This is a genomic window from Trinickia sp., from assembly GCF_057351765.1.
This window is the reverse complement of record NZ_JBMRBK010000036.1, coordinates 249,685-274,948: the sequence shown is the minus strand read 5'-3', so window position 1 is coordinate 274,948 and position 25,264 is coordinate 249,685. Positions and strand designations below refer to the sequence as shown.

The window sequence follows — 25,264 nt, the reverse complement described above, 5'->3', positions numbered from 1 at the left end:
CGGCGTGAAAGCGTTCGATGGCTCACATCGTTGGGCGCACGCTGACGCCAACATGGCGAAAACGGCAAGGTAATAGTGAGGATAATCGTGAGACCAACCAAAGAGAGCCCGCATTGCCACCGGAGCCGGATCGACGAATCCGGGACGGGGCCGCGCCGCTCGACGCACATGTACCGCCGCTGGCGGGCACGGGGATTGCGTTGGGGGTCGTGATTCAGGGCGGCGGATACCGCAAATGACGAGACGACACATCTCTGATCCTTGGCGCTTGGCGGATTTGCAGCGCACAGCATCCCGGCACATCATGCCGTGCTCGCTCGTCTATCTCGACGGCGGGGCAGCCGCGAGCCCTAACTGGCGGGGCAAGGATCCTACTTCGTATGTGCGGCAGGCCGTGTGCCTGAACAGGTCGCTGCTGCGCGCTGGCATGCCCCGGCTCAATATCTATACGAACGCCGTCGATACGGTTCACAGCGTTCTTGCCGCGGTGCCCGAGAACGCTCGGCCAGTCGTGCACGAGCTCGAGACGACACATACGGCTCTGCCCAAGACCACGCCGTTTTATGCGGCGCATTTCAAACTCGATTTGATGGCGCAAGTGGCGAAGCGCATGCCGCGCGACGCGCTGTTTTTATTGCTCGATACCGACATGGTGGCGTTGCGCCCGCTTGGGCGCGGGATCGTCGACCGTGCGGCGACGCTCGGCGCGGGGGTCTTCGATATTTCGGATCAGGTGTTTCCAGCGTACGGCAGTCCGCGCGTCATTGCCGATCTGGAAATTGCGGCCGGGCGGTCCCTGGTCAATCCGCGCTGGTACGGCGGCGAGTTTTTACTGTGTACCGCGACATTCCTCCAGCGCCTCGTCGATCAGGCGAGGCCTTGTTTCCGCCGTTATATCGACGAAATCGGCCACCTCAATCATCACGGCGACGAAGCGTTCATTTCGGCGGCGCTTTGCCTGCTCGTGGAGCAGGGGCAATCGGTCGTGGAAGTCGGAGCCTATCAGGCGGTGGGCCGCCATTGGCCGGGCAATACACACCGTAATCTCAATTGGTTCAGCCGGTGCGAATTCCTGCACCTGCCCGGCAGTAAGGCGCTCATCGAACGCGAGGCGCGCTATGCCGAATTCGATCCGGCCCGCTTATGGCGCGCGCTTTCGTATCGGCACCGCCTCGGGCAGATCCGCGCCGCGGCGAAGCTGCTTGTGCAGGCGTTCATGCGGACGCCGGCTCCCGATATTGGCGAACAGCCGCGCCAGGTGCGCGACGCGCGCGACGCGGCCGCAATCATCCCCGGCGAAGGCGATGCTTCGAGAACGCGCAACCTGCAAGCGGAGTCCGGTCGGGCAAGCGGCCGTTAGATCGCCGGCCGGCGCGGGCTAACCGCCGAAAGGATCGCGGACGTCTTTCGCCTCGCTGTCGTCGGAGAGGTTGTATTCGGCGCGGACTGCTTTCAGCACCTCGGCGACGAACCGTTCGTAACCCACCGCATTGCCGAAATGCTTCATCGTCCAATTGCAGCCTGAAGCATCGGGCTCTTGTTTTTGCGGCCGGGGCACGCTTATCTTGACGCCGTCCTCCACCAGTTCGTGGATGCGGTGGATCCGACGGGATACCTCATCCCGCAAGCGGGAAGCATTGAGGGTTTTACGGATCACGGCTGGCTCCTTCGGTGCACGCATGGGTCGAATGTTTATTTACCATGTCGTGCGGCGAAGGGCCAAGTCGTTTCGAGGGGGGGGCGCTTTGGCGGCTCGGCGTCAGCGCTTGCGGTTTCAGGGTTGCTGTTCGTGCTTTCGGTTCAACCGCCCGAGCCCGTCATGGTCGGCAGGAGAACCCGATAGACGTGAATGAACGCGGGTCCCAGCAATACAGTCAGCAACGCCGGGAAGATGCAGAACGCGAGCGGGAGCAGGAGCTTCAGTGCGATTTTGGCAGCTTGCTCTTCGGCGCGCATGCGCCTGCGCGTGCGCAGCGTGTCCGAGAGTACGCGCAGCGAATCCGCGATGCTCGTGCCGAAACGTTCGGCCTGGATCAGCATCGTCGCGAATGAATCGATATCGTCGACACCGGTGCGCAGTGCCAGATTACGCAACGCCTTTTCTCGCGTGAATCCCGAGCGCATTTCGAGCAGCATCAGTTCGAGTTCGCTCGCGACGACGACACTGCGTATCTTGATTTCCTCGCAGACCTTCATGAGCCCCGCATCGAGACTGAGACCGGCTTCGATGCAGACTGTCAGCAGATCGAGCGCATCGGGAAAGTCCTCGAAGATCGTGCGCTTGCGCAATTTCACGCGCCGCCTGAGGATCGTATTCGGCAAATAGTTGCCGCAGGCGCCCAGTACGACGAGCACGCCTGCCATTTCCATCGGCGTAGCCGCGAGCGACGTGCGGGCGAGCCACGGCAGCGCGGTCAGCGGCAGCAGTAGCGCAAGCGCTGTTTTCGCCGCGAAGTAAATGGCCGAGGCATTGGGCGAGCGCCAGCCTGCATTCATCAGGAGCACGCGCAGGGCGGAATTTTCCCACCCTTCCTTGGGAGTCGAGAGCCTGGCGATCGGCTGAGAGATATCGGCGATCTTTTGCAACCAGACACCGGTGGTCGTCTCCCCGGGAGCCGACAGGCCCGACGGCGCGAGGCCCCCAGCCTGCTCGATGCGCTTTTTCATGTCGCGCGGCGACATGATCAGCATGGCGCCTAGCACGCCCGCGGACACGAACGCAAAGAGGCCGATAAAAAGCAGTATGTTGATGGAGTTGGGCGATTGCACGATGGATCCTCCTTGCTGTCATCGACCGCGCCCCATGGGCGCGGATGTCATACGCGGATGCGAATGATGCGGCGCATCGAATAGATGCCGGCCACCATCAAAAAGGCCATCACGCCGAGCACCTTGAACCCCGCGGGATCGGTCCATAAGACCTCGAGAAACGCACGATTGAGGACCGACATCGCGCCGGCTGTGATGAACGGCAGCAAGCCGAGCACCCATGCCGATAGCTTGCCTTCGGCGGCCAGCACACGGACCTTGTCGAAGAGCTTGAACCGCTCGCGGATCAGAAACGCGATGCCGTCGAGCACCTCGGCGAGATTGCCGCCCGTTTCGCGCTGGATCAGCACGGCGATCACGAAGTAGCGCAGGTCCCGTATGGGAACCCGGTTGGCGAGGTTCAGCAAGGCATCGTTGAGCGGAACCCCGTAGTTGATTTCATCGAACATAAGGCGGAATTCTCCGGCGGCGGGTTCGGCGAATTCCGTGGCCACCATGTCGATTGCGCTTGGAAACGAGTGGCCGGCGCGCAGCGCGCGGCTGATCGCATCGGCAGCATCAGGCAACTGCTTCTCGATCTTCGCGAGCCGCTTCGCTCGGCGGCGGCGCACCTGGAGGTAGGGCAGTGCGCCCGTTGCCAGCGCAACCAGCGGAACCAGGAGAACGGGCACCGGCAGAACCAAGCCGACGACCAACACGACGACCGGCAAGGCCGCACTGGTTGCGATGAGCCGTGAGGACGACCAACTCATGCCCGATTGATGGATGAATAGATCGAGCGTCTGCATGCGAGGCAACTGCGCGAGAAGCTTTTCGAGCGCGTTCGATTCGCGCAGCATCCGGTCCTTGAGGATCGTCAGGCGTTCTTTTTGAACCTGTCCGCCGGCCGAGAGCGAGCGGATGCGGGCTTCAATGCGTAGCGCAGCAGCTCCATGGCGGCTGTTCCACCATAGGTAACCGCCTTCGAGCGCGAGCACGACGGCTACGAAGAGCAAGACGATAAACGCGTAGAAAATCGAGTCCATATCGGCCTCCTTGGGCGCGGGTCAGGTCGTCTCGTAGCGGCGGGACGGATCGTAGAGCTCGTCTGGCAAGTGGATGCCGAACGCCTGCAGCCGCTCGGCAAACTTGGGCCGCACACCGGTCGCGCAGAAGCAGCCACGCACCGAACCGTTCTTGTCGACCCCGGAGCGCTTGAACGCGAAAATCTCCTGCATATTGATGATTTCGCCCTCCATCCCCGTCAGTTCCTGAATGCTGACGATCTTGCGCCGGCCATCGGTCAGCCGCGTGGCCTGAATGACGACGGAAATCGCGGAGGCGACCTGCTGGCGCATCGTTTTCGGCGGCAATCCCATGCCGGCCATGCTGATCATGTTTTCGAGCCGGGTCAGCGCGTCGCGAGGCGTGTTCGCGTGGATCGTCGCAAGAGAACCCTCGTGACCGGTGTTCATTGCGGCGAGCATGTCGAGCGCTTCCGCGCCGCGCACCTCGCCGAGGATGATGCGATCGGGACGCATGCGCAGTGCATTGCGCACCAGTGTGCGTTGCGTGATTTCGCCTCGTCCCTCGATGTTCGGCGGCCGCGTTTCGAGCCGCAGCACATGCGGTTGCCGCAACTGCAATTCGGCGGCGTCTTCGATCGTGACGATGCGCTCGTCTTCGGGAATGAATCCGGACAGGATGTTGAGCAGCGTTGTTTTACCGCTGCCGGTGCCGCCGGAGACGAGGATGTTGACCTTTGCGCGTGCGAGTGCGTCGAGCAGCTCGGCCATTGGCGGCGTGAGCGTTTGCAGGTCGACCAAGTCCGAGATTTTAAGCGGATTGACCGAAAAGCGGCGGATCGAGACCAGAGGGCCGTCGATAGCCGAGGGGGGGATGATCGCGTTGACGCGCGAGCCGTCCGGCAGCCGGGCATCGACCATCGGGCTCGATTCGTCGATACGCCGGCCCACGCGAGAAACGATCTTTTCGATCACCTTCATCAGGTGAGCGTCGTCATAGAACGTCACGTCGGTCAGTTCGAGCTTCCCCTTGCGCTCGATGTAGGTCTGTCGGGACGTATTGACGAGAATGTCGGAGATGGTCGGATCGCGCAGCAATGCTTCCAGAGGGCCGAAGCCGAACATCTCGTCATAGACGTCGACGATGAGCTGCTTGCGCTCCTGGTCGTTGGCCGGCACGCGTTCCTCGTCCAGTATCCGAGCGATCAGTGCGCCGATCTCGTCGCGCACCTGTTCGGTCGGCATGCGCGAGAGCCGCTCCAGTTCGACGCGATCGAGCACCGCGTGGTGCACGTCGCGTTTGAGAGTCTGATAGGCGGACCGGGCCATACTGTTTCCCGGCGCACCGTTGCGTTCGCCGAACGATTTTACGAATTGCCCGGATATCTGCTCACGTAACGACATGATCCTCTCCCCATCCTTGCTTACATGGTCTTGAGCTTCGGCGCGACGCTACGCCCGAAAAGGCGCAGCGGACGTGCTTCGGTGCGCGCACGCCCGCGCGCGGCTGCAGGTACGCGATCGACGATGTTGTCGGCCAGTTGCTGCAGGGCGCGCGCGATGCCGCTCGAACGCTTGACGCTTGAAACGGGTACGCCTTCTTCGAGCGCTGCGCGAACGACGTCGGCGTCCTCGGGCAGCACCTGATAGGGCGACATGTCGAGTACCTCCTCGAGCGTTGCGCGTGCGCGCTCTGCATCGCGCGTGTGGCGGTTCAGCAGCAGGCGCAGGCTGTCGGACCCATAGCCGAGCGAGCCCAGGATTTCGCGCAGACGTCTGCCGGCGCGTACGTGGGGCATTCCAGGTTGGAGCACCATGTGGATTTCGTCGCTTTTGTCGAGCGCGAGCATCGACAGGGGGTTCACCAATTGCCCCAGATCGAAGATGACGAAGTCGTAGCGCGGGACCGCGATGCCGAGAAGCCATTCCAGCTGTTCATGGTGCAGCTCGCCCGCTTTCACGGGGTCGCCCGCACCGGCCAGCACGTGAAACGTCTCGCTCACGCGCAACAGGCTCGCATCGAGAAACGCCGAGTCCATCCGCTCGATCTGGTCGCACATCTGCGGCAACGTGGACGGTGGTGTTTCGCTCGTCACGAGAAATGCCGCATCGCCGTAAAGCTGGTCGAGATCGATCAAGAGAACACGTTTTTGCCGGCTCGTGGAGATTGCATGGGCCACGTTGCTCGCGATCAGCGTCGTGCCGTTGCCTCCCTTGGAGGCGATGAACGACACGATGCGCGTTTCACGGCCTCCGCTGAGCGAGCGCTTGCTCTCGGCGCGCAGCAGAGCCTCGCTGAGCGAGTGCTGATCGAGCGGCCAGCCGAGCACATCGCGGAATCCGGCCCGCATGGCGGCGATCAGCGTCTGCGGCGATGCGTCGGGCGTCAGCAGCACGCAGGTGAGCCGGTCGTGGCGTTGGTTGAGTTCGGCGATGACGGCAAGCTCCGCGTCATCGAGGGAGATGGCATCGACGATGAGGACATCGAACGCGTCGAGGCCATCGCCTCGCTGTGCCAGCTGAGAAGGGCTGCCGACGGTCCGCGTGGTGCGATAGTTGCCACATGTGCCGATCAGCCTCACGATCTCTGTGAGGCGCGAGGCGTCTTTCGAAATGCTGAGTATGTCGATCATGATCGTGTGAAAAGCTGTCAGGGGTTATTGGCAAACCGTGCCGCCCGTCGAGGTGGCGAGGCTTTCGCGTGGCAACGTGGTGGTGAGCGGTGGCATGGTGAGCGTGAGCGGAATGAACGGAATCATGGTTTGCACGCTGACATTGGTGACGCTGACCGTGACGAAAGTGCAACTGTTGCGCGCGGTGTCCGCGTCGGAGTCGCAGCCTGACGGGGTATACGCGAGATCGACGTTCGCGGCGGCAAGCAGCGGCAGCAGCTTCTTGATGCGCTGCTTGACGACGGTCGCGTCGGCATCGCAGACGACTGCGGTCCTCGCACCGAGGCGTACCGCCTCGCTGGCCGTGTTCCAGTAATAGAGCACGCGGGCGAACTCGAAGATGCCGATGAGCAGTGTGCAGAACACCGCCGCGACGATGCCGAATTCGACGATCGCGGCACCGCGCTGCCGGCGGCGCGACGCAGCAAGGGGATAAGCGCGCGCGTTCATGACACCTGCCTCATGACGGTGAATATGTTGTCGAAGTTGAAGGTCCCGAGCTTGAAGTACGGCTCGATCGGGGTGTACGGGAAGCCCGCGATCTTCACCTCGACCAGGCTGATGCTGCCCGATTGCACGCCGCCCGCCGCGCCGTTGTTCGTGTCGTAGGTGGGCACGTTCGAAAACGATGTGGGGTCGGTCGAATCGGTGCATCCCGCCGAGCTGCTGGCATCGCAAATGGTGACCATCGCGGTTGTGAGGCCACTGACGAGCGGTGTCCCTCCGCATGTCGTACTGCCATAGACGACGAGGCACTTCGCCTCCGAGATCGGGTAGCTGGGATCGGTTGGCAGATAGGTCGACAGATAGCGCGCCGCGTCTCGGGTACCCTTGGTCAGTGCATCGTATTGCCAGATTGCGTGGCCGAACTCCGCCACGCCCATCGCCAATACGATGAGTGGAATCAGGACGATGGCGAACTCGACCATGGCCGCGCCGCGGGTACGCTTGCGGGATCTCTGTTTGAACTGGCGTGCTTTCATGGCTGCCTCGCTCATTGCACGAGCACGGGAACGAGAGGCCCGACGGAATTGCTGTTGCCGGGGACGCCATGGGTCGCGCATGGCACGCTCGCGTCTGTCGATTTACCCTCGTATTCGAGGTGAACGGGCCCTGCGCCGCCGCCGCTTTCCATCGGATCGAGCATCAGGACGCAGTCCCACCAGAGAATCGGAGCCTTGTGGCTGCTCAGCAATTGCGTGCAGTCCACCTCGGGTGCGAGGGCCAGCCGTCGATCCGCGCCCGCCGTATAGGCGGTTGTCGACGACGAACCCGCTGTTTTGAGCCCCGTGGTGCCATCGCCTTGATAGGCCGAGAACTTTGCGCGCTGCTTGACGAAGTCGGGATATGCGTAGAATTTCGTTGGCCAGGTCGTGGCCGTGTAGGCGAAGCCCGTGAAGTCCGGTGTTGCACTCGCCTGCTTGTAGGGGTTCTGGTAGATGCCGAAGCGGCTGTTCCACGCCCCGTCGTCGGTCAGCTTGTTACCGGGCGAGCCGACGGACGACCCGGTGGCGGGCAGGCTGCAGTAGTTCGAGGTCAACTCGTTTCGGATCGAAACCGCGTTGGTGCTACCGTCGAGTGCTGCCCACCCGAAGTTGCCTGCGCCATAGCCGGGGGGCGAGCCGATCTTGGATTCGATCCATTGTCCAACCGAGTAGCTCTGTCCGGCAAGGGGCGGGTTCACTTGCGTGCCTGCCTTGCAAACGAACACCGGGATCGCGCAGGTCGTCTGGGCGGGGCTGATCGTCGCGACCGCGAACGCCGACACGTCTGCATTCGCGATCGACACACCAGGCAGCACATCGAGCACCTCGATGAACCAGTTCGATATATTCGTGAGCTCGGTCGTGCACTTGACGAACTTCACCGTGCCCGGATTGGAAACGGAGCTCTTCGTCAAGAACGGGTTGCTCAGCGAATCGCTGAACGTCACGTTGCTGTCGACCGACAACTGAACGGGATTTTTCTGGAAAAAGGCGTAGTTATAGTGGCCAGCGGAGATGCCGGCCGCTTCCGGCACGGACAGGTCGATCGTTGCGCCGGTCAGTTCGCGAGCAGCTGCGAGTGCACACGAATCCGCACTGTTTTGCAGCTCGCTTTTGACGACGTAAAGCTTGCCGAGATCGAGCGCGAGCCCGACGAACCCGATGAGCGCGACGAGCGCGAGGGCGACCATGATTGCGACGGCACCGCGCTCCTTTCGTCTCGCCGCGCCGCGCATCCCCGTTTGGCCATTGCAATTCATGATCGTCTCCCGCGCAGGTGCTGTGTCATTGATTGCTTCCGCCGCCGGCGCCTATGCCGATGACGAACGGGTTCCCCGACTGCTGCTGGGCGGGGCTGAACGATTTGTCGTAGCGGCGCATTGCGGACACCGCGGCGCTGCCGTCGACACCCTGTGCCGACGGGTTATGCTCGGCCGCTTGCGGATCGATGATCTGCGCCTGGACGACGGAGCGGGCCGCTTCGCCGAAATGCGCATCCCAGATTGGCGTGCTCGTCATGCACCCGCCGAGCGCCGCGAAGACCGGCGCGATGGCAAGCACACGGCGCAACGAAGTAACGTAATCGCGTTTCATGAGATTTTCCCCTTCGTACTTTCGTACGTTGATATCGCATCAGTGCCGCACCGGGCTTTTCGACGTGCTCGACATCGCGAGCGCCTGCTTGTCATGAGCCGCGATGCGCGCCGCCGCGGCTTCGATTCGAGCTACGCGTGCCGCCCGCTCGCGCTCTGCCGGTGCGTGCGTCGGCTCCGCGGCTATCTGCTCCGTGGCGATCTCCGTTGCGGCGACCGGCATCGTGGAGACAGGCGCAGGGGCATCGTGCGGCACTGAAGTCGTCTCGACCGGGGCGGCCTGCGGGGCGGGCTTGCGCGGCGCAGGCGCGGTAGCCGGCTCGCTCGTCTGCGACGCGGGCGGGGCTGCGGGCAGGCTCGGCTGCGCGGGCGTATTCGCAGCGGACGGTGTCGCCGTCGCCGGCTGCGTGGCCTTCGCTGCGCCGCGGCCTTCCATGTTGCCGGTGGCGTAGACGTCGATGTCCTTCGGTTGAGTGAAGCTATCGGTCGGCAACGGATATCGGCCGGCCGGCAGCGGTTTCACGAGGTGTGGTGTGATGATGAACACGAGTTCGGTCCGGTCTTGCTGGAAATCCGTGCTGCGCATCAGCGCGCCGATGACGGGCACCTCGCCGAGGCCCGGGAACGCCTTTAGCGCACCCGTGACGTTGTTGCTGATGAGGCCGCCGATCGCGAACGATTCACCATCGTTCATCTGGACCGTTGTCGATGCGCGCCGTGTCGTGATCAGCGGCAGAATCGCTGATGTGCTGACGCCCGTGGCGCTGACGGCGACGCCCGTGGGTGAAAGCTCCGAAACCTCGGGCGCGACCTTCAGATTGATGCGGCCGTTGCCGAGCACGGTTGGCGTAAACTTCAGCCCGACGCCAAACTCTTCTTCCTGCAGCGTGACGGTAGTCACGTTTCCGACATTGGTTTGCGGCACCGGGATGAAGACCTTGCCGCCGGCCAGGAATGAAGCTTCCTGACCGCTGATGGTCACGAGATTCGGTTCGGCAAGAATCTTCGTGAGCTGATCGCTCTTTTGCGCGTCCACGGCGACCTTGAACGGCAATCTGTTCGATTTGCTGGCCGCTACGATGGTGTTCACGCCTTGAAGCAGGCTCGTCACCAACGCCCCCGTCCACGACCCGAAACCGCCTTGGAGGTTCAGCGCCGAGCCGAGCTGATCCATGACGGTCTTCGATACTTCCGCGACCTTCACCTCGAGCATGACCTGCTGCGGCGAATCGAGCGTCATCATATTGATGATGCCGGACGAGTTGCCGGAGCTGGAAACCTGGGAGTTCCCGCCCGACATACCGTTGCCAACTGCGTTCGAGGTGGACTGGGTTTGCTCGGACGGCTGCGCGTTGGCATAGGCGCGCGCGATTTCCGTCGCCTGCTGCGCGGCCGTGGCGCTCGAGACATTGCCCGCAAGAACGAGGTTGCCCGCTGCCGTCGACACGCGAATGCCGCGCTCGCCCGGCAGCAACTGCGCGAGCGATTGCTGCAGGCCCGCCGCATCCACGCCGACTGACACGTCGATCATCTGGCAGGCGCCGCTCGCGCCTTGGACGATCATGTTCGTCGTGCCGACGGACATGCCGACGAGATAGAGCGTGCGCGGCGAGACGAGCGTTGCCATGACGACGCCCGGGTTGCCGAGAGAGCGGTTGCGGGCGGGCTCGGCGAGGGGAACGAGCGTGGATTTGCCGACCGCCACCGAGACATTCGTCTGGTTGGCGATATCGCCCTTGCAGTTCGGGCCGCGCAAGGGTTGCGCGGCAGCTGCCGCAGTGCCGGCGGCGCCGGCGGCCGGCACCGGCGCCATGCTGATGGTCATCTGCATCGGCGCACCAGGCACTGCCTGCTGTCTGTTCGAATTCGGCTGTGCCGCCGCGGCTTGCGCAGCGGCAATGCCAAGGCCTGCACCCAGCAGTGCTGCCAGGATCGCGCTGCTCATCTTGCAGCGCCGCGGCAGGTGGGCTGCCGAGTGTTTCAGTTTCGTGTTCATTTGGTGATGCCCCCCGGTTGTGATGCCTGTACCTCGTGAGTTCCGCTTTTTACGTGTCGTTTTGGGTCCCGGGCGGTGCGTGCCGATCCTCACGCGCGCCCCTCGACACTAGAAGCATTCGACGCCGCCCGAAATGCCCGACAGCACGCCGACACAGTCGCGCTTGACCGGCGCGGCCGCTGTCTTGTAGTGCACGCGAGCGGGTTTGGCCGGTGCGGGCGCCGATGCTGCGACCGTCGCAGCCGGTGTGCCGAGCAACGTGCTCTTCGTCGCGCCTTTCGTCAGCAGCGTGTCGCTGTCGATCTGGCTGCGCAGCACGAGCGAAAGCGTGCCGACGCTTCGAGCGAGGTCGAGTTTTTCCGCCTGCTCGGGCGTCACTTCGAGCGTCACCGCGTTGACGACTTTCGGCTGCGTGTCATCGCGGCTCACCTGTTGCGCGACCGCGAGCACCAGAATCTTTTCGAGCACGATCTTCGAAATGCTGCGTTGATCGTTGGTGCCGCCGGGCTCTTGCGTGTTCACGATCACGTCGACGTAGTTGCCGGGCAATGCAAATCCCGCAACGCCGATCACGTCGTTGACGCGCACGGTGATCGCGCGGTCGCCCTTGTTGATGACGGCGGAGAGACCGCCCTTCGTGCCGACGGGCGAGAGCTTCGACTCCAGCACAGGCTCGCCGCGCGTGAGGCTCGAGCGGACGACGCGTCCCTCGAGTGATTTGACGTCCTGGAACGTGCCAGGCGGCACACTGCTGCTTGGCCAGTTGACGATACGAATCAGATTGGTGTTCAGTGGCTGACCGAGGTTGATATCGTCGATGGCGACTGCCACGGGCCTCACCGAGCTCGACGAGGTATGGATGAGCCAACGGGAGGCGAACACGACGGCGGCCAAGCCGGCCAGCATGGCTATCGCCAACATGATGAGAGCGCGCGAGTTTTTCATGAAAGGACTCCTAACGATTCGTCAAATGTCGGCCGCTTGGCCGGCGGCATGCCGTTTGCCCGTGGCCGGAGTCGCGGGTAGGGGCGGATGGCTGCGATCGATTCCGGCGTTCGAGCCGAAATAGCTGTGCCATGCTTCGAGCAATCCTTCGGGGGTCGCCTCGAGCGGTGCGTCGCAATACCGGGCCGACGCGCTGACGAGGCTCAGCAAATCCCGCGGGTAGCAGGCGAGAAGCGGCTTGCCGCTCGTTTCGTGCAAAGTGCAGATCAGATAGTCGAAGGCGGCATGCGAGCTCGAGAGACCGTAGGTGAGGCAGCATCCTTCGAACACGGCTCGATAGTTCTCGAGCGACATCGGTCCCATATGGAGCTTCGAGCCGAGCCGGCGCAGGAACGCTTCGTCGCCGATGTCGGCCGGATCGAGGTTGGTCGAGAACACGGGCCAGACCTCGAACGGCGCCGAAAAGCGCATTCCCGAATGCAGCGTGAAGAGGTCGACTCCGCGATCGAGCGGCATGATCCAGCGGTTGAGCAGATCCTGCGCGGCGACGCGCTGGCGGCCCAGATCGTCGACGATGTAAAGGCCCATGTTCGCCTTCAGGTGCGGTGGCGCCTGATAGAAGCCGGCAGAGGCGTCGAAGCGCAGATCGAGGCCGTCGAGCGTCAATTCGCCGCCCGAAATGACAACGGGGCGCTGACAGAGGCGCCAGCGCTTGTCCCCAGCTAGCCCGTACGACTGCAAAGGAGCGTCGTGATGCAGCAGCGGGTCGTAGAGCTGAATGATTTCGCCACTGACATAGATTGCATAGGGAATCGGCACGTCACCTTGCAGCAACTTGCCCAGGCGCTCGGCGATGTACGTCTTGCCGCTGCCGGCCGGGCCGTAGAGCATGAGCGGGCGGCCTGCATTGAGCGAGGCGCCGGCGGCATCGAGCAGCGAGGGCTCGACGCTGACGTCGGCAAACGCTGCGCGTACGTAGTCGCGGCTGACATGCTGGTTGCGAATCGCGTGCGCACGTACCGCTTCGACATACTGCTCGTAGGCGACAGGGGCTGGGCCGCAGTACGAGCATCGCGCGAGCTCGTCGGCGGCGACGCTTCGACCGGCGTCGGTGAGACGAAACTGGACATCGATGTCGGTCGCGCCTCGATGCGTGATCTCGGCGAGGTGTTCCCGAACCAGAAACGCGAGAACGTCCTCCAGAACGGGGACGGGAAGGCAATGACGCCGGGAGAGATCCGCAAAACTCGAATTGCCGTTCAGCATCGTCGACTTGAGAACGAGCCTGCCGACGAAAATCGGGGGCAACCCGGTGTCGGCAATCGAGCGTGGAGCCCGCGGCAGCGCATGTGCGGTGTCGTCTGCTTTCCGCGCCGAGAGTGCACGCAACGCGTTGGTCACCTGCACCTCGTCTTGCTCTTCGACATTGAAGTCGCTCATGTTTCGTCTCCTGCCTGCCTCGACGCCTGTGTCGCCGTATGCAGGGCGATCGATTCGATCGCTTGATTTCGAACTTCCCAAGAACCCGTTGATCCGCCAAAAGCCCATGGTTTGCACCTGTGCGTCATGCCGTAGCGATGAACAGCATCCCCAATGTCCCGGCCGCGATTGCGACGCCGTAAGGTAGCGAGCCGATCGAGGCCATCTGTCCGGGCGCGAGAGCGGCACCGGCTCGCGCGACTCGCGCAGGAGCGAAGCCCCCTCCAAGAATGGCCGCGAGGTTCAGATACAACTGCAGCGTCCGGCGACGCAGCACCGCCAGGCCGATCGACCAGACGCCGCCGATCACGAAGGTGGCGAGCGTGATCGCGACGATCATCTCGGGGCCCACCCAGGTGCCGACCATCAGCATGAGCTTCACGTCCCCCGCAGACGTACCGCGAACGAGATAGAGCGGGATCAGCAATCCGAATCCCGTGAGGCCGCCCGCGAGCCAGTTGCCGGTGCCGGCGGCGATTCCGTCGAGGCATCCGTGTACGACGAGCGAAGCAAACAGTCCCAGCAGAATCAGCGGGTTTGGGATTCGGCGCGCGACGATGTCGGTACTCGCGGCTGCCACGACGACGACGGCGACGAGAAGCGGAATCGGTTGATGCGGAAGAGTCGGGAGCATCATGCTGGCCTCGGCTGGGTTCGATGACCCGCGCTGACTTAGAGCGCGGCAGTAATTTCGTTGCTGATGTTGTCGTACAGCGCTTGCAATTGCGTGCCGAAGTAGACGACCGAGGCAAACGCCGCAAGCGCGATCAGCGACACCATGAGGCCGTATTCGACCATCGTCGCGCCTTCGTCCTCACGGACGAAGCCCGCGGTCGAGCCGGCGACACGTGTCAGAAGCGAATCAATCCGTGGAGTCATGGCGGGCTCCCATCCCTTTATGTTTCAAACTCATCAAATCGGGATAGACGCGGACCAATCGAAGGATCGAACCGCCCGCGTCTGCGCACCGCTCGTCAGAGAGAAGACCCGATATCGGTGAACACGAGGTCGAGGTTCGTGCCGATGGTGGTGACTGCACCGATACAAACGATCGCAATCAGCGCAACCATGAGGCCGTACTCGACCATCGTTGCACCCTCGTCGTCGCGTGCAAAGCGCTTGGCTTGATCGATGATGAATTTCATTTGAACATCTCCTTTAGGATGACTAAACAAATTCCCTTGGCCGTGTGGTTTCGGGACTGGACTGCGGGTACTGCCGGTACTGCGGGTACTGCCGGTACTGCACGGAAACAAAAAATGGCAAAAGGCGTCCTTGCAACCGGTACGTTGCGTTTCTGCCGAAGCGACTAGATGTGCAAGAGGCGTACGCCCGAGAGCCCGGAGGCTCTCGGATGTACCCGCGCAAAACGCGATGCCGGTTTCAATGTCGGGGCTTGACGGAAGGGAGCCAGGCGAGACCGCGATGCACGTCCCGTAGCGGGTCGTGACGCGGTGGCCGGTCCTGTGTTGTGGCACGCGAGATGCCGCATCCAAGTATCGTTTTTCATGCTTAAGCCCCCCGGCTTATCGTTGCCTTGCAGACGTCGTCACGAATGACGACGCCACGGTTCATCGACTGCATTCTTGTTCCCTTGCATGTGCCGATGCGGCGATTCGCGGCGGCACACACTCAGGTTCCCCCCTGCGCTATGCCCGTTTCCCGTTTCCAGCGATCCTCGTAGGGAACTCCGATCGTTTGCCGGGCATGCGACGTCGATTTCCGTGCGGCTCATTTCGCAAGCGCTATGCCAATGGGCGTCATCGCCTTATCCGTCAAGCGATGGACGATTCCTGCGAACGAGAGAACAGGCCGGCGGCGCCCCAGATGTCTCATGCGTGAGACGCCCGACAGCGCGCTCCGCGATGTGTGCGATTCGACCAAACGCGCGCCGCATATCGCTCGAGCCGGGATTGGTGTGCCCTGCGGGACGCGTCGTGTTTGTCGCACATCTCGTAGCCCGGGCCGGGTAAGCGGCCTCAATTCACGGGTGCATTCGATCCGAAGCGTTTCATCCTTGATACGCGTGTTGAGCGGACCTCGAAACGGCGACAGGACGATATGTGGGGTGGCGTACGCTTGCGCATATCGAGGCTCGCTATAGAGGTCAAGCACGGCTTGCAAGTCGCATCGATTTATCTCAACAATGGCCCTATGCGATGTGCGACGGTGGCAGTACGACCGAACGTGCAGATAACGATGATCGACGACAAGGCCGTAGGACGGGATTGCGAAACGGCCGACCCAGGGTGGTGCGATGTACTTATCGAGTCGGGGGGCGGGCGGCGCTGCGAGCCGCCCGGTGAATTGGCTCACGCCGCAGCGGCTTCTCGGATGCAGCGGTGTGATCGTCTGCGTCTACGTGGGCTTCCTCGCCACGTGGGGGTGGGTGAGCCACGGCTTTGCGAGCGGGAACGCGGGGCGGCCCGGCATCGATTTTTCGATTTTTTGGGCCGCGTCGCATTTGGTACTGCAGGGTCATTCCGCGCAGGTCTACGAACACATTGCATTCATCGACGCGCAAAAGGATCTGTTCGGCGATTTTGCCGACGTCCATTCCCTTGGATGGGTTTACCCGCCCGCGTTTTTACTCTTCGTTTCTCCGCTTGGGCTACTACCGTTCTCGACTGCCTATTTGTTGTTTGTCGCAGTCAGTGCGGGCTGCTACGTGTGGGCGACAACGAGCGTATCGAACGTCCACCGAGGCCTGGGCGGCAAGCGTGTCGCCGTGCTCCTGGTGGCAGCGTTGCCCGGCGCGTTCGTTGCCGCCATCGTTGGGCAGAATTCGCTGATCACGGCGGCGCTCGCAGCCTTGGCAGTATGCTGGGTCGCGGAAAAGCCGGTCGCGGCGGGACTGTGCATCGGTCTATTGGCGATCAAGCCGCAAGTGGCTCTCGTATTTCCGTTCGTACTGATCGCGTCGCGCGCCTGGAAAGCATTCGTTGCGGCCGCACTGACCGCTGTCGTCACGACGGCCGCCGGCATCCTCATATACGGCATCCATTCATTGACCGCATTTTTCACCAATGCGGGTGTCCTGCGTGACGCATTGCTGGACCACGGAGGCCAGCATTTCTGGTTTGCTTCGCCGACGACGCTGTCCACCCTGCGTCTTGCCGGTGTGCCGCTCGGTGCGGCCTACGCCGGCCAGGCATGCGTCACTGCGGTGGCACTGGTTGCCGCTTGCGATGTCTGGCAACGCTGCGCCGATACACGTCTGCGCGCGGCCGCGGTCGCGCTGGCCGGATTGCTCGCGAGTCCTTATGTGTGGCACTACGAGCTCGTGTGGCTAGGCGTCGCACTCGTTTGCCTGGCGGCGCTGGCACTCGAAGGGGGCTGGCTGCGCGGCGAGCAACCGGCCTGGCTCGCCGGCTGGCTGCTGCCGATCTACGAACACTTCAATCGCATCGCGATGCTGCCGCAAGTCGGGCCGTTGGTCCTGCTTGTCTTGCTGTGGGCGGTGCTGCGGCGTGCGCGCTTGGGCGCGGCGAGCGAGCGGTAAGTATCGGTTCGGGGACATGACTATGACAGCGAAAACCATGGCATCGACGTTTTGGCAACGATTGGGCGGCGAGCGTGGGGCGCATTGGCTCACCACGGACCGCCTCAACTTTTATTCGGTCGGTGCGCTGATCTGCTATCTGTGCTTCTACGCGATTTATATCGCGAGGACGATGCTTGAGCCTCCGGGCAATATGAGTCCGCTGGCGATCGATTTCGTTCCATTCTGGAGCGCGGCGCATCTCGCGCTCGCAGGGCATGCCGTCGACGCATACAACTTCGCCGTACTCGAGCAGGTCGAGCGCGCCGCGCTATCGCACGAGCCGGGTGTGCTGCCGTGGCTTTACCCACCGAGCTTTTTGCTTTTCGTGTCTCCGTTCGCCTTGCTGCCCTGGAAAATCTCCGCAGCGCTTTTTCTCGGCGGCACCTATGCGACTTTCGTCAAGGCCATGCATCTCATCGTAGGGCGCAAGGAAGTCTGGATCGTGGCTGTGGCGTTTCCCGGCGCCGCGCTTGCCGTGCTGACGGGGCAAAACGGACTCCTGACCGCGTCGCTCGTGGCGTTCGGGCTCGTCTTGCTGCCGCGCCGCCCCGTGCTCGCCGGCATGTGCTTCGGCGTCCTATGCATGAAGCCTCAACTGGCGGTGCTGGTGCCGTTTGCACTGCTGTGCGCGAGGTCGTGGCGTGCGTTGGGCGCGCTGGTCGTGACGGCGCTTGCCATGCTCGCGCTCTCGGTTGCCTTCTTCGGTATCGATACGCTTTACGCTTTTCTCCACAACATGGGAACGGCAGCCGGATACGTGGAGTCGGGGCGTGCATCGCTGCATCGCGTTCCATCCGCCTATTCGCTCGTGAAGCTGGCGCATGGGCCGACGATGCTGGCCAATGCGGCACAGGCGGTTTCTGCGCTGTCGGCGATCGCGGCCGTATGGTACGCATGGTCGCGCGATGCGTCGCAGTCTCTGCGGGCGGCGACGCTCGTTTGCGCGTCGCTGATGGTGAGCCCGTATCTTTACGACTACGACCTGGCGTGGCTCGGCGTTCTTGTCGCGTGGTATGCGAAGTACGCGATGGAGCGTGGATGGCGGCCGCTCGAACGCGAGTGGCTGATCGTGCTTTGGTTGACGCCGATATTCGGGATCTCGCTCGTCAAGATTCTGCACATTCAGTTCATGCCGTTGATCCTTGCGGCGACGCTCTTCATGCTGATTCGCAGTATCGCGGCGCAGCGGCATGCGGCTCGCGCTGCGCGCGGGGCGTGCTGGGCGAATGTGCGCGAAGAAGGGCCGGCGGGTGCACACGGTTGAACCAAATGAAATGTTGCGCGCCGACAGCACGCGCATGACGGGGGGAATCATGTCTTTTCGAACTTTCAAGCCGCTGGTTTCGATCGTTGTGCCGTTTTACAACGAAGAGCCGGCCGTCGATACGTTTTTTTCCACCCTCGTTGCCGTGCTCGAAACGATCGAAACGATACGCTTCGAGCTCGTCTGCATCAACGACGGTAGCAGCGACGGTACGCTCGACAAGCTCGTTCAGGCGAGCGCGCGCGACGCTCGCGTGCGTGTGATCGATCTCACGCGAAATTTCGGCAAGGAAGCCGCGTTGACTGCGGGACTCGACGAAGCAGCCGGCGATGCCGTGATTCCGATCGACGCGGACTTGCAGGACCCGCCGGGACTCATTCCCGTCATGATCGAGCATTGGCTCGGCGGCGCCGAGGTCGTGGCGGCCAAGCGCAGCTCGCGCGCCACAGATACGTTCGCGAAACGCGTGACGGCGGGCCTTTACTACCGCGTCCACAACCTGCTCTCCGAAGTCAAACTGCCCGAGAACGTTGGTGATTTCCGTTTGATGGATCGGGCAGTCGTCAACGCGCTGCGCAGCTTGCCCGAGCGCCGCCGGTTCATGAAGGGCCTGTTCGCCTGGGTCGGATTCAAGACGGTGATCGTCGAGTACCAGCGGGAAGCGCGTAGCGCTGGACATTCGAAGTTTTCGGGGTGGCGGCTCTGGAACTTTGCCTTGGAGGGCATCACCAGCTTCAGTACGGTACCGCTGCGCAGCTGGACTTACATCGGTGGCGCGATCGCATTGCTCGCATTCTTCTATGGCGGCTTCGTCATTGGGCGGACGCTGATCTTCGGCAATCCGGTGCCCGGCTATGCGTCGCTGCTCTCGGTCGTGCTCTTCCTGGGCGGCATTGAACTGATCGGCGTGGGGGTGGTGGGCGAATATGTCGGGCGCATCTATCACGAAACGAAGGAGCGCCCGATCTACCTCGTACGGCGACGTTATCAAGCGCGCAAGAAGATCAGCACCTTGCCCGTCGTGCGCAACACGACGCGCGCCGATCACGCGCGCAGGCCCCTCTCGCTGCGAACCCGCACTGCTGCGCGTTGAGCGTCAGGCAGTGCGAGCATCCGTGAGCGCGTGCCGCCGGACGATCATTGCGAGCATGGCGATCATGACGGCCGGTGCGATCTGGACGGGTGTCTTGAGCGCGACGGCGAGCATGCCCTGCGCGGGCGCGAACCACGCCGCGACGAGAACGGCCCACTCCAAGCGGTTCAGTGCAACGATTCTCCCGTCGCGAATCAGGAAAACGATTGGCAGCACGAGCCAACAGAGCTCGTAATACATGAAATACGGCTGGACCAGCATGGTCGCGACGACGAACGCCGCGGCGCGCAGGTCATGCCGTGCCGGCCGAACCCAGAGAAACCCAACGACGGCGATCGCCGGTATCGCCACGACTGCTTGGGCGAGATATGCCGCATGGGTGGACAGGCCGGCGATACGGCTCATGGCGAAAACCGTTGGCATACCGTTCCAAAGCCGGCCGCCCAGTTCGACGACGGAGCGGTTGAATTCCGGAAGAAACGCAGCGAACGACGTCCATGCTTCGAGGCCCAGCGCCGCGGCGCTGATTGCTGCGAAAGCGAGACTGAAAGCGCCGGCCGCGATCAGGGTTTTCCACTGTCTCGAGCAGAGCAGCACGACCGGAAAGAGCACGCCCAGTTGCGGCTTGATGGCGAATGCGGCGATGCAGCCGGCGGCGAGCAGACGATGTGCCGGCAATAACGCGAGCGCGCAGCCGGCTGCCGCCACGGTAAACAAAGAGTTTTGTCCGGCAAGCAGCGTAACCGCAACTCCCGGAAAAGCGGCCAGAAAGACGAGCTGCGTTCGACCAACGCCCCGGGCCAGATATCTGATCGCGAGGGTGTAGCAGATGATGCCGGCACTCGCGAAAAGGACATACGCTGCGGCGAATGGCAGCAGACCGAGCGGGATGACGGCAAGCAGGAACGTAGGGGGGTAGGGCCACAATCCCACACCGCCCAAGTTGGTCACGTGCGACTCCATCGCGGCCATGAGATCGCGCGAAAACACCATTGGCGCGCCGTGTTCCAGCGCAACGCGAGCGGCCGACCAAAAAACCGCAAAGTCCCAGCCGACCATCGGAGTATGCAATGGATCAAGGACGAAATAGCGCGCCATCCAGATCGTGAGCAGCGCCAATTGCGCGACCAGCGCGGTTGTCGTGTAAAGCGATATTCGGCTTATGCCGCGATGAGTATTCGATGCGATCGCCACGCTATCCCCCGTGTGTTTCGTTATGCGTTGGTTTTGCCAATTGCAATTGATTATTATTCGCCTATCCTTCGTCTGCCGCAAAGCCTCGCCCCGCCGCGGTTGCTCGGCGATATTATTACAAGCGTTTTAATCCACAAGCGAGCTTCTGAAAAATAATACTTCTGCAAACGCTGAAAAGCATGGTCGTGCTTTCCTATTTAACGCCTCTCGCCACCTGCATGCTGGCTGGGGCTGGTGCGCCGCAGGAACGTCGCTGTCCAGATTAAAAAGTCTGGCTTATTCGGTATGTCCGCTACCTAACACGTAGAAATTCCCGTCCGTGTTTGACCTACCGGTAATTTTCCTATGGAAATTCCGTTCGCTCTCGTATATGTTGCAGTGCATGAGGGTTTGAAACGTGCGGTGTGCGGTGCGTCTCGAGACGTGACGGCGGCATTCCAAAGCACGAACGAGAGAAAGAACTCCGAGGATAAAAGGGTAGGCACAGGCATGAGTTCGGTCCCAATGGATCTGGGGGCCGCCTTTTGCTTCTGTGAAATCGGACGTCCCGACCAATCGAGGCGGGACGAAACAGGCAGGGTCGCTCAGACGACTCGCCGCAGCGATGACGAACGAATTCGGATATAGCGCAAGAGCGGCTGGTTACCGAAGTTGACCGTCGTCAATATTGCATCGATGCGAACCATTTAGATTTGGGCTTGCAAGGCGCATCGATATCGGGGAGCAGCACCATGCCTGACGTTTTGAATCCGCTGAAGGCGGAACGTACGGTTCTTTTCGTCTCGCTGAAGTCAGATCCGCTCAGCGTCGACGGCCTCGTGATGGCCGGCTGGCACGTCGTACATGCCAAGGCGGCACCTCAGGTCGAGCGGCTGCTCGAACGGGGTGCGGTCCGGGTGGGGGTGGTCTCGTTACCGCCCGATGTCACCGACGACCAACTGGCCGAGCTCGAAAGCTGCGTCTGTCATACCGAAGCGACGTGGGTTGCGCTCGTACGACGGGGGCAGGCCGATCTACCGTCGGTCAGACGGTTCATCGTCGATTACTGCTTCGACTTCGTGACGATGCCGTGCGGCGATGAGCGGCTCGCCATCGTGCTGGGCCATGCGCATGGGTTGTCCACGCTGCGCCTCAAAGCGACGGAGGCTCCGCCCGCGGCCGGTTGCTGCACGATGGTCGGGAGCAGCGCACCGATGCAGCAGCTTTATCGCGGCGTCGAAAAGTGCGCGCGCAACGATGCCCCGGTGTTCATCGCCGGCGAGTCCGGTACGGGCAAGGAGTTGACGGCCCACGCTATTCACGAGCGCTCGGCCCGTGCGGGCAAACCGTTCGTGGCAATCAACTGCGCGGCGATTCCTCCGTCGCTGCTGCAATCCGAACTGTTCGGCCATGAGCGTGGCGCCTTCACGGGCGCATTGCAACGGAAAATCGGCCGCATCGAAGCGGCTGACGGCGGCACGCTTTTCCTCGATGAAATCGGCGATATGCCGCACGAGTGCCAGGCCGTGCTGCTGCGCTTTCTCCAGGAAGGGACGATCGAGCGGCTCGGTGGCAATGGCTCTGTCCATGTCGATGCGCGGATCATCTCGGCGACGCACGTCGATCTCAATCAGGCCATGGAGGAGGGCCGGTTCCGCACGGACCTCTTTCACCGGTTGTGCGTGTTGCGGCTCGACGAGCCACCGTTGCGCGAGCGCGGGCACGACATCAAACTGCTCGCCTACCATGCGCTCGCGCTGCACAAGCGCGACGGCGCGCGCAAGATTCGCGGTTTTTCGAGCGATGCCGTGGCCGCGATGTTCAATTATGCATGGCCCGGAAACGTGCGTGAGTTGATCAATTGCGTGCGGCGGGCAGTGGTCATGGCCGAGGGACGGTTCATCACCGCTGCGGATCTCGGGCTCCCGGACGCCGGGCCGAGGGCAGGGCGTACGCTTGCCGAAGTGCGCTGCGAAGCGGAGCGCGCAGCGATACGCGAAGCGCTCGCGCGCCACGCCTACAGCCTATCCAGTGCGGCGGCCGAGTTGGGTGTTTCACGCGCCACGCTGTACCGCTTGCTCAACGCGATGGGGCTGCGCTCGGAAGGCCCTCTCATTCGTCCTCTGAGCGTATTCGGCGCGGTTCACACCGAGGAAAGCGACGCCGGGCACAGCCAGCAGGTCGCCTAACACGCGGGGCTTTTTCACGGCCCCGCCTTTTACATTTTCTTTCGGTCTTTACCGGTTCAGGAACGCGCGGCGCTTGGAAAACTCCGGCGCACCGCATATCCTGTCCAACGACGCGGGCAGCGACGCCCGCTTTTTCATTTGCTCGATCGAAGAAGGAGAAGGTATTCATGACGCGTCCCGTCGATTCCGGCGTCATTTTCATCGCTCGTCTAGCACTTGCCGTGCTGTTCCTGTGGGGCGGGGTGATGAAATTGCTCGGCTATGCCGGCTTCGTGGGCTACCTGCACACCAAAGGCGTTCCTTTCGTCCAGATCGCGGCGCCGATCGCGACGGCGGTCGAAGCGCTCGGTGGGCTGATGCTCGTGCTCGGACTCTGGACGCGGCCCCTCGCGCTCGGTATGGCTGTGTACACGATTTTGACGGCCGTGCTGGGACACGATTTCTGGAACGTCGTCGATCCGACGATTCAGCACGATATGGTCATCCACTTCTGGAAAAACGTCTGCATCGCGGGCGGCTTCCTCTTGCTGTTCGTGACCGGGGCGGGCGGCATCAGCGTCGATGCGGCGCGCGCGCCCAAACGGCATTTGCTCTGACGTCCGGGCGTCGGCCCTCCGGTGCCGCCATTGGCGTACGGTGTTCGCGCACGGAAATTGCTCCGTAGAACATAACGTCCGCTGTGGCGCGATGAGGAGGGCATTGCGATGATCGAAAACTTCGAGCAGATGATCGACGGCCAGCCGATGCGGTTCTGCGCGAGCCTCGGCGAGGACGATGGGGCTCACCACCGAGTAATCATCAGCCGCGACGATTCCGCCGAAACGCTGGTCATATTCGATGCCGAGGGCATGCTGGGCGCGCTGAAGGCCGATATCGCTCCGCCTGACAAGTTGATCGCCCATGCTATTCGCAAGGCGCTCGACGAAGGTCTCATCGAGCGAGCACTCGACACCGGCACGATCCAGAACGCTTCACTTTGATGCAGCCCCGGCCGCAGGGATCAGCGGCCGCCCTGAACGCCGGCCTCGTCCGTTGCGCGAGCAGCCGAACGTTCGCGCGCATGTGCGTCGGGGTGGATGAAGCGGCTGAGCATCACCCCGACGACAAGCAAGCCTGTCGCGATCGCAGCCGATACCTGCAAACCGTGCATGACACCGTCTGATCCCGCCCCTCCGGCAAGCGCACCGAATGCCGCCACCCCGAGTGCGCCGCCCGCCTGGCGCGCGGTATTGAGCAGCGCCGATGCGGTTGCGGCCCGTTTCGGATCGACGGACGCGAGAATGGCCGTCGTCATGGCCGGAACGGCCAAGCCCATTCCGCCGGGAATCAGCAAGAACGGTACAAGAAGCAGCGGAAACGGCGTATTGGCCTGCGTGGCATGGAGCAGTGCATAGCCCAGCGCGCCCAGCGCGGCCCCGAGCATCATCGGAAAGCGGGGGCCACGCTTGGCGACGATCCAGCCGCTCGCGACGTTCGAGAACAGAAACCCACCGGTCAATGGCAAAAACGCCAGCCCCGCCTCGAGCGGCGTATCGCCTCGCACGCGCTGCAGATAGAGGCTGAGCACGAACACCATGCCGTAGTACGCCATATTGACGCAAATGCCGAAAACGACTGCGGCGCTGAACGTCGCATCGCGAAACAGGAAAAGCGGCAGCATCGGTGCGGCGGTCCGCGCTTCCACGACGAGCAGTGCGAGGGCGGCGAGTACTGCCGTCGCGAAGCCGGCGATGACGAGCGGATGCGCGAGGCCCAACGGACGCAACTCGATCACCGCGGCGGTGAAAGCCGTCAGCGCGACAACCGAGAGCAGTTGCCCGGGCAGATCGATGCCGATTTTCTCGCCTTTGTGCCGACGCGCGGAGGCATCGAAGCTGCGCGGTATCCAGAAACGGATGGCCAGCAAGCCCGCGGCGCAGACGGGCAGATTCACGAGAAAGATGCTGCGCCATCCCCATGCCGCGATCAACATACCGCCGAGTACCGGCCCGGCTGCGATCGAAATCGCGCCCGATGCGGTCCAAAGGCCGACCGCCCGTGCGCGCAGGTCGGGGTCGTGACTGCAAGCCCGATTGAGCAATGCCAGCGAATTGGGCAGCATCGCCGCCGCACTGACGCCTTGCACCGCGCGCGCCGCAATCAGCGCTCCCGCGCCGGGGGCGAGCCCACAGGCGGCCGACGAAAGCGCGAAAAGCGCCAGTCCCCAGGCGAACAGCCGCCGCGGACCGAAGCGGTCGCCGAACACGCCGGCCGAAAGCATCAGTACGGCGAAGGCCAGCGTATAGGCATCGACGATCCATTGCAGTTCCGAAACGGGCGCATGCAGCCGGCTGCCGATATTCGGCAAGGCGACGTTGACGATCGTCACGTCGAGTTGCGTGACGACGAAGGCGACGCTGACCGTGGCCAAAACGAGCGCGATCGTCTTCGTGAAGGAAGGGGAAGGTGTGGTCGTGTCCATGAGGCCGATGTTAGCGAAGCGATCCGGGCGACGTTTCGGTGTTGCCTGAAACGTCGGATGCGCGCCACCCGCCTCGATGCCGCACTTCGCGCCGGCG

At 62.8% G+C, this 25,264-nt stretch carries 25 protein-coding genes; 8 read left to right on the top strand and 17 right to left on the bottom strand.

Annotated features, from left to right (window positions below; genetic code table 11):
- Positions 1 to 235 precede the first annotated feature (235 nt).
- Positions 236 to 1,360, top strand: a complete 1,125-nt coding sequence (locus ACO1XS_RS09605) for a hypothetical protein (protein WP_486390537.1) — start codon at positions 236 to 238, stop codon at positions 1,358 to 1,360.
- 18 nt (positions 1,361 to 1,378) lie between these two features.
- On the opposite strand, the gene ACO1XS_RS09600 is transcribed toward ACO1XS_RS09605, so the two are convergent.
- The 15 genes from ACO1XS_RS09600 to ACO1XS_RS09530 form a co-directional block, all read right to left on the bottom strand.
- A complete protein-coding gene (locus ACO1XS_RS09600; RefSeq protein ID WP_331566258.1) occupies positions 1,379 to 1,657 on the bottom strand; it encodes a hypothetical protein in 279 nt (92 codons plus the stop codon).
- 143 nt (positions 1,658 to 1,800) lie between these two features.
- The gene (locus ACO1XS_RS09595) at positions 1,801 to 2,769 is read right to left on the bottom strand and encodes a type II secretion system F family protein (RefSeq protein ID WP_331566256.1); all 969 of its coding nucleotides are present in this window, start codon (positions 2,767 to 2,769) and stop codon (positions 1,801 to 1,803) included.
- A gap of 47 nt (positions 2,770 to 2,816) precedes the next feature.
- Positions 2,817 to 3,794: a type II secretion system F family protein gene (locus ACO1XS_RS09590; protein ID WP_331566255.1), complete on the bottom strand. Its 978-nt coding sequence runs from the start codon at positions 3,792 to 3,794 to the stop codon at positions 2,817 to 2,819.
- 21 nt (positions 3,795 to 3,815) lie between these two features.
- Complete coding sequence (locus tag ACO1XS_RS09585) at positions 3,816 to 5,177, bottom strand: TadA family conjugal transfer-associated ATPase (RefSeq protein ID WP_331566253.1); 1,362 nt, start codon at positions 5,175 to 5,177, stop codon at positions 3,816 to 3,818.
- A gap of 20 nt (positions 5,178 to 5,197) precedes the next feature.
- Positions 5,198 to 6,406: a CpaE/TadZ family protein gene (locus tag ACO1XS_RS09580; protein ID WP_331566251.1), complete on the bottom strand. Its 1,209-nt coding sequence runs from the start codon at positions 6,404 to 6,406 to the stop codon at positions 5,198 to 5,200.
- Positions 6,407 to 6,430: 24 nt separating this feature from the next.
- Positions 6,431 to 6,895 (bottom strand): TadE/TadG family type IV pilus assembly protein, encoded by a 465-nt coding sequence (locus ACO1XS_RS09575; protein ID WP_331566249.1) that lies wholly within the window; start codon positions 6,893 to 6,895, stop codon positions 6,431 to 6,433.
- Entirely contained in the window at positions 6,892 to 7,428 is a 537-nt protein-coding gene (locus ACO1XS_RS09570) for a TadE/TadG family type IV pilus assembly protein (RefSeq protein ID WP_331566247.1), read from the bottom strand. The genes ACO1XS_RS09575 and ACO1XS_RS09570 overlap by 4 nt, the downstream gene beginning before the upstream one ends.
- Before the next feature lie 11 nt (positions 7,429 to 7,439).
- Entirely contained in the window at positions 7,440 to 8,690 is a 1,251-nt protein-coding gene (locus ACO1XS_RS09565) for a TadE/TadG family type IV pilus assembly protein (protein ID WP_331566245.1), read from the bottom strand.
- 25 nt (positions 8,691 to 8,715) lie between these two features.
- Entirely contained in the window at positions 8,716 to 9,024 is a 309-nt protein-coding gene (locus tag ACO1XS_RS09560; protein ID WP_331566243.1) for a hypothetical protein, read from the bottom strand.
- Positions 9,025 to 9,063: 39 nt separating this feature from the next.
- Positions 9,064 to 11,019, bottom strand: coding sequence for a type II and III secretion system protein family protein (locus ACO1XS_RS09555; RefSeq protein WP_331566241.1), 1,956 nt, complete (start codon positions 11,017 to 11,019; stop codon positions 9,064 to 9,066).
- Positions 11,020 to 11,127: 108 nt separating this feature from the next.
- On the bottom strand, positions 11,128 to 11,964 hold the full coding sequence (gene cpaB, locus ACO1XS_RS09550; protein WP_331566239.1) for a Flp pilus assembly protein CpaB: 837 nt from the start codon (positions 11,962 to 11,964) through the stop codon (positions 11,128 to 11,130).
- 21 nt (positions 11,965 to 11,985) lie between these two features.
- Positions 11,986 to 13,404, bottom strand: a complete 1,419-nt coding sequence (locus ACO1XS_RS09545; RefSeq protein ID WP_486390536.1) for an ATP-binding protein — start codon at positions 13,402 to 13,404, stop codon at positions 11,986 to 11,988.
- A gap of 124 nt (positions 13,405 to 13,528) precedes the next feature.
- Positions 13,529 to 14,077 (bottom strand): A24 family peptidase, encoded by a 549-nt coding sequence (locus ACO1XS_RS09540; RefSeq protein ID WP_486390571.1) that lies wholly within the window; start codon positions 14,075 to 14,077, stop codon positions 13,529 to 13,531.
- Between the two features lie 38 nt (positions 14,078 to 14,115).
- Entirely contained in the window at positions 14,116 to 14,322 is a 207-nt protein-coding gene (locus ACO1XS_RS09535) for a Flp family type IVb pilin (protein ID WP_331566235.1), read from the bottom strand.
- 95 nt (positions 14,323 to 14,417) lie between these two features.
- Positions 14,418 to 14,588 carry a Flp family type IVb pilin gene (locus ACO1XS_RS09530; protein ID WP_331566233.1) on the bottom strand — a complete coding sequence of 57 codons (171 nt, stop codon included), beginning with the start codon at positions 14,586 to 14,588 and terminating at the stop codon, positions 14,418 to 14,420.
- A gap of 1,157 nt (positions 14,589 to 15,745) precedes the next feature.
- On the opposite strand from ACO1XS_RS09530, the gene ACO1XS_RS09525 reads away from it, so the two are divergent.
- From ACO1XS_RS09525 to ACO1XS_RS09515, 3 genes are read left to right on the top strand one after another with little or no spacing between them, the layout of a single operon-like run.
- Positions 15,746 to 16,945, top strand: a complete 1,200-nt coding sequence (locus ACO1XS_RS09525; protein ID WP_331566231.1) for a glycosyltransferase family 87 protein — start codon at positions 15,746 to 15,748, stop codon at positions 16,943 to 16,945.
- A gap of 22 nt (positions 16,946 to 16,967) precedes the next feature.
- Positions 16,968 to 18,251 carry a glycosyltransferase family 87 protein gene (locus ACO1XS_RS09520; protein WP_486390535.1) on the top strand — a complete coding sequence of 428 codons (1,284 nt, stop codon included), beginning with the start codon at positions 16,968 to 16,970 and terminating at the stop codon, positions 18,249 to 18,251.
- A gap of 49 nt (positions 18,252 to 18,300) precedes the next feature.
- Positions 18,301 to 19,344, top strand: a complete 1,044-nt coding sequence (locus tag ACO1XS_RS09515; protein WP_331566227.1) for a glycosyltransferase family 2 protein — start codon at positions 18,301 to 18,303, stop codon at positions 19,342 to 19,344.
- A 3-nt stretch (positions 19,345 to 19,347) separates the two neighbouring features.
- Here the strand turns inward: ACO1XS_RS09515 and ACO1XS_RS09510 are convergent, their stop codons facing one another.
- The gene (locus tag ACO1XS_RS09510; RefSeq protein ID WP_486390534.1) at positions 19,348 to 20,337 is read right to left on the bottom strand and encodes a glycosyltransferase family 87 protein; all 990 of its coding nucleotides are present in this window, start codon (positions 20,335 to 20,337) and stop codon (positions 19,348 to 19,350) included.
- Positions 20,338 to 20,409: 72 nt separating this feature from the next.
- Here ACO1XS_RS09510 and ACO1XS_RS09505 point away from each other — a divergent pair, with 72 nt between their 5' ends.
- The 4 genes from ACO1XS_RS09505 (at position 20,410) to ACO1XS_RS09490 (ending at position 23,686) form a co-directional block, all read left to right on the top strand.
- Entirely contained in the window at positions 20,410 to 20,694 is a 285-nt protein-coding gene (locus ACO1XS_RS09505) for a hypothetical protein (protein WP_486390533.1), read from the top strand.
- Between the two features lie 575 nt (positions 20,695 to 21,269).
- Positions 21,270 to 22,706: a sigma-54 dependent transcriptional regulator gene (locus tag ACO1XS_RS09500; RefSeq protein ID WP_331566221.1), complete on the top strand. Its 1,437-nt coding sequence runs from the start codon at positions 21,270 to 21,272 to the stop codon at positions 22,704 to 22,706.
- Positions 22,707 to 22,873: 167 nt separating this feature from the next.
- On the top strand, positions 22,874 to 23,302 hold the full coding sequence (locus ACO1XS_RS09495; protein ID WP_331566219.1) for a DoxX family protein: 429 nt from the start codon (positions 22,874 to 22,876) through the stop codon (positions 23,300 to 23,302).
- A 108-nt stretch (positions 23,303 to 23,410) separates the two neighbouring features.
- The gene (locus ACO1XS_RS09490) at positions 23,411 to 23,686 is read left to right on the top strand and encodes a hypothetical protein (RefSeq protein ID WP_331566217.1); all 276 of its coding nucleotides are present in this window, start codon (positions 23,411 to 23,413) and stop codon (positions 23,684 to 23,686) included.
- Positions 23,687 to 23,706: 20 nt separating this feature from the next.
- Here ACO1XS_RS09490 and ACO1XS_RS09485 read toward each other — a convergent pair whose 3' ends face one another.
- Entirely contained in the window at positions 23,707 to 25,167 is a 1,461-nt protein-coding gene (locus tag ACO1XS_RS09485) for an MFS transporter (protein ID WP_486390532.1), read from the bottom strand.
- Positions 25,168 to 25,264 lie beyond the last annotated feature (97 nt).